Origin of the sequence: Pararcticibacter amylolyticus (assembly GCF_003130405.1) — a bacterium.
GTDB lineage: Bacteria > Bacteroidota > Bacteroidia > Sphingobacteriales > Sphingobacteriaceae > Arcticibacter > Arcticibacter amylolyticus.
Window position 1 is genome coordinate 190,147 of the sequence record NZ_QEAS01000013.1, and the last position, 4,892, is coordinate 195,038.

A 4,892-nucleotide genomic window follows, 5' to 3' on the forward strand; every position below is an offset into this window, starting at 1 on the left:
TTACAATGGATTTTCGCTAATATATTTCTCCCAGGCCCAGGCAGAACGAAGCATATCTTCCAATCCAAGCTCTGCTTTCCAATTCAGCTCATTTTCTGCCTTTGAAACATCCCCCCATACCTGTTCAACGTCTCCTGATCTCCTGGCACCAATCTTATATTCAAGTTTTACCCCAGTGCTCTTTTCAAATGCACCAATGACTTCGAGGACAGAACTGCCCTTGCCTGTTCCGATATTGAAGATCTCGAAATTCTCCTGCATCTTCCCGGCTTCCTGACGCTTTAAGGCCGCAATATGAGCCTTGGCAAGATCTACGACATGGATATAATCGCGGATACAGCTTCCGTCAGGAGTGTTATAATCGTCGCCATATACGGTAATAGAGCCCCTTTTACCGATCGCACTTTGCGTGATGAAGGGCACGAGGTTCTGCGGAACACCAAGGGGAAGTTCGCCTATCAATCCGGATTCGTGAGCTCCCACAGGGTTGAAATAACGCAGGGAGATAACATGATAATTCGTATTGGCAGCAGCAGTTTCAGACAGCACTTCCTCCGCTATTTGTTTGGTGTTGCCATAAGGAGATTCCGCTTTTTTTACAGGCGCTTCTTCCGTCACCGGTAATCTATCCGGTTGGCCATAAACGGTACATGAGGAAGAGAACACCAAATTAATATCCCGGCCTTTAAATGCAGTAAGCAAATTAATGAGCGAGAAAAAGTTGTTCCTGTAATATTTGAGGGGGAATTGCACCGATTCACCCACCGCTTTATGCGCAGCAAAATGAATAACACCCGAGATATCAGGATTATTCAGGATCAGATCTTTGACCTTATCTTCCTCACAAAGATCGATCTGATAGAATTCCGGTCTGATCCCGGTGATCTTTTCTATCTGGTCAAGAATACCTATGCTCGAATTATCCAGATTATCAACAATAATTACTTCATAACCTGCATTCTGAAGTTCTACAACAGTGTGGGAACCTATATATCCTGTCCCGCCTGTTACTAAAATTTTGCTCATCGTTACTTGTTATAGTTACTAAAATCCTTATGTTCAACCTTTTCAATCAAATCCATAGGCAGTGATTTGAAATATTCATAGGTAATCTTCAGCCCTTCTGCCCTTGATACCTTTGGCTCCCAGCCAAGAATCTCTTTGGCTTTGGTGATATCCGGACGTCTTTGTTTCGGGTCGTCAACCGGAAGCGGCTTGGTGATCAGCTGCTGCGTAGTGCCAGTCAGTTTAACAATTTCTTCCCCAAACTCGCGGATAGTAATTTCATCCGGGTTCCCGATGTTCACAGGATATGCGTAGTCAGAGAACAGCAAACGATAGATCCCTTCAATCAGATCATCAACATAGCAAAATGAGCGGGTCTGACTCCCATCCCCAAATACTGTCAGATCTTCTCCGCGGATGGCCTGTCCGATAAATGCAGGAAGTACCCTTCCGTCATTCAGACGCATCCTGGGACCATAAGTATTAAAGATCCTGACGATCCTGGTTTCCAGTCCGTGGAAGGTATGATAAGCCATGGTCATGGCTTCCTGGAAGCGTTTCGCCTCATCATAAACACCTCTTGGCCCAACCGGGTTCACATTTCCCCAGTACTCTTCAGGCTGAGGGTTGATGTTCGGGTCGCCATACACCTCTGAAGTAGAAGCAATAAGGATGCGGGCATTCTTATCTTTTGCCAGCCCCAAAAGGTTGTGGATTCCAAGAGATCCAACCTTCAGCGTTTGAATAGGGATCTTAAGGTAATCTATCGGACTGGCGGGAGAAGCAAAATGAAGGATGTAATCCAGCTCCCCTGGAACATGGACAAACTTAGACACGTCATGATGGTAAAACTCGAAGTTCTCCAGCTTAAACAGATGTTCTATATTCCGCAGGTCTCCTGTGATCAGGTTGTCCATTGCGATCACATAAAAATCCTCTTTTATAAAGCGATCGCAGAGGTGAGATCCCAAAAAGCCGGCGGCTCCGGTAATAAGAATTCGTTTTCTTTCCATTATGCTCCTATTGTTTGTCTTCCTATACTGTTATAATAAAATCCGCAGTCGATCATCCGGTGGAGATCATACAGGTTACGTCCGTCAAAAATAACTTTCGCTTTCATCGCAGACTCAATACGTTCGAAGTCAGGCGTGCGGAACAATGACCACTCTGTTACGATAATTAAAGCATCGGCTCCTTCCAGTGCTTCGTAAGGATCACTGGCATAAGCTATGGTATCACCCTTCAGCTTCTTTACATTCTCAATGGCTTCCGGATCGTATGCTACAATCTCTGCCCCCTCTTTCAGCAGTGCATCAATAATATACAGGGACGGAGCCTCGCGGATGTCGTCGGTTTCCGGTTTAAAGGCCAGTCCCCACAGCGCAAATTTCTTCCCTTTCAGATCTCCCTTATAGTATTTGCGCATCTTTTCAACGATTACCGTCTTCTGTTTCTCATTCACCGCCATCACCGAATTCAGAATGCTGAAATCGTAATTAACCTCTGATGCCGATTTCGCAAGTGCCTGCACGTCTTTCGGAAAACAGCTGCCTCCGTATCCAACTCCTGGAAAGAGGAACCTCTTGCCGATCCTCGCATCCGCCCCGATGCCGCGTCTCACCATGTCAACATCTGCACCTACAAGTTCGCACATATTAGCGATTTCATTCATAAATGTAATCTTCGTGGCCAGAAAAGAGTTGGCGGCATATTTAGTAAGTTCAGAAGACCGCTCATCCATAAAAATGATCGGATTGCCCGAGCGGACATAAGGCGCATACAGCTCATCCATCAGCTTCCGTGCCCGTTCACTCTGAGTTCCTACAACCACACGGTCAGGCTTCATAAAATCCTCCACAGCAACACCTTCCCTTAAAAACTCAGGATTTGACACCACGTCTACTTCTACATTTGTATGCTCCCTGAAAACTGCTTTAACCTTATCTGCCGTTCCCACAGGTACAGTAGACTTCGTCACCACCACTTTATAGTCTGTGATGAGTCCTGCAATATCTTTCGCCGCTCCCAAAACATAGCTCAGATCTGCTGAGCCATCCCCTCCCGGAGGAGTAGGAAGAGCCAGGAAAATGATCTTTGCGTCTTTAATTGCCTCCGCCAGATTAGTGGTAAAGTCGAGGCGTTTCTGGGCAATGTTCCTGTAAAAAAGTATTTCGAGGCCAGGCTCATAAATAGGCATCTGCCCCCTGTTCATCTTGTCTACCTTTTCTTCATTAATATCAACACAGCTGACATCATTTCCTGTTTCTGCAAGGCAAGTTCCGGTAACCAGGCCTACATAGCCTGTTCCCACTACGGCAATCTTCATAATAATCTATTGATATAATATCTGGTATACTCCATATTATCCGGATGGTGGATTCAGAAAAGTTTATACGGAGCATACGTGGTTAACATATTTGTGTGAAACTTCTCACAATTAAATGAAACTATTCGAAATTAACAAACCCCATTTGTTTGTAAACAATTACAGACTTCCATCTTTGTTTTATCCTTTGCTACTTTTTGAATTATTTAAAGGTAACTTCGGCGATTGAAAATCTCAGCAATTATATGGTATTTCTGTATAACTTAGGTATTAAACTTTACAACTTGTTACTGTTTTTATCTCACTTCTTCAACCACAAGGCAAGGCTGTGGGTCAAGGGGCGAGAGAACATATTCCAGGTAATAGCAGACCGTATAGATACAGGAAAACAGCACGTTTGGTTTCATTTTGCTTCACTTGGCGAATTTGAACAGGGCCGTCCGGTCCTGGAGGAACTAAAAAAAGCCAATCCCCACGATTCTTTTATTGTTACTTTCTTCTCGCCGTCAGGATACGAACTGAGAAAGAATTACACATTGGCAGATCATGTATTCTATCTCCCTCTCGACACACCCGGAAATGCTTCCCGGTTTATTGACCTGGTAAATCCCCGGCTGGTAGTATTTACTAAATATGAATACTGGTATCACTATTTCAGAGAACTGGCTGAAAGAAATATACCCTTATATGTGATATCTGCTACATTCCGCACAAACCAGGTGTTTTTCAAATGGTATGGAAGTCTCAACAGGAAGACATTGAGCTTCGTCACTCATTTTTTTGTGCAGGACGAATTCAGCAAAGATATTCTTCGTACAATCCGGATAAGCAATGTCACCGTCAGCGGCGATACGCGCTTCGATCGCGTGGCGGAAAACGCAGCCTCCCCAAAACACTTTGACGATGTCAGAAATTTTTGTGCCGGTTCAAATACATTTGTTGCAGGAAGCTCCTGGCCGGAGGATGAGAAACTGATCGCAGAAATAGTAAAAGAATATCCTTCATGGAAATTTATCATTGCTCCCCATGAAATTAAGCCCGAGAAAATAAAAGCACTTGAGTCACTCCTTCCCGCAGGATCTTCGTTAAAGTATTCAGTTGTCAAAGGGCAAATTACACAAACGCGCCCTTCAGAATCCCGCGTACTCATCATCGATAATATAGGTATGCTGTCAGCTTTATACCAATACGGGAGCATCGCCTATATCGGAGGCGGCTTTGGTGTTGGAATTCACAATACACTTGAAGCCGCGGCATTCGGCACACCCGTCATCTTCGGCCCCAATTACCATAAGTTCCTGGAAGCAAAAGCACTGATAGAAAAAGGCGGAGGCTTTTCCATCAGCAATATCCGGGAGCTTAAAAGCCTCATGCAGAAGCTGCAGGATGAAGATTGCAGGAAACAGGCGGGGAAGGCTGCAGAAGAATTTGTTCAGAACAATAAGGGGGCAACCGGAACGATCCTACGTTTTCTGCAAAACAGCTAGCGCTGCGGCGAATAATGTCTTCTTACTAAACACCAGGCCGACAGGGAGCCTCCAAAATCCGGCTTTAGACCTAA

4 protein-coding genes are annotated in these 4,892 nt (G+C 44.8%); 1 reads left to right on the top strand and 3 read right to left on the bottom strand.

Going from position 1 to position 4,892, the window contains the following annotated elements:
- The 3 genes from galE to DDR33_RS16595 are packed head-to-tail and all read right to left on the bottom strand — an operon-like array spanning position 1 to position 3,331.
- Complete coding sequence (gene galE, locus DDR33_RS16585) at positions 1–1,026, bottom strand: UDP-glucose 4-epimerase GalE (protein ID WP_109416916.1); 1,026 nt, start codon at positions 1,024–1,026, stop codon at positions 1–3.
- 2 nt (positions 1,027–1,028) lie between these two features.
- Positions 1,029–2,018 (bottom strand): UDP-glucuronic acid decarboxylase family protein, encoded by a 990-nt coding sequence (locus DDR33_RS16590; RefSeq protein WP_109416917.1) that lies wholly within the window; start codon positions 2,016–2,018, stop codon positions 1,029–1,031.
- Positions 2,018–3,331: a UDP-glucose dehydrogenase family protein gene (locus DDR33_RS16595; protein WP_109416918.1), complete on the bottom strand. Its 1,314-nt coding sequence runs from the start codon at positions 3,329–3,331 to the stop codon at positions 2,018–2,020. The genes DDR33_RS16590 and DDR33_RS16595 overlap by 1 nt, the downstream gene beginning before the upstream one ends.
- Before the next feature lie 284 nt (positions 3,332–3,615).
- On the opposite strand from DDR33_RS16595, the gene DDR33_RS16600 reads away from it, so the two are divergent.
- Positions 3,616–4,818: a 3-deoxy-D-manno-octulosonic acid transferase gene (locus tag DDR33_RS16600; protein WP_317047453.1), complete on the top strand. Its 1,203-nt coding sequence runs from the start codon at positions 3,616–3,618 to the stop codon at positions 4,816–4,818.
- Positions 4,819–4,892 lie beyond the last annotated feature (74 nt).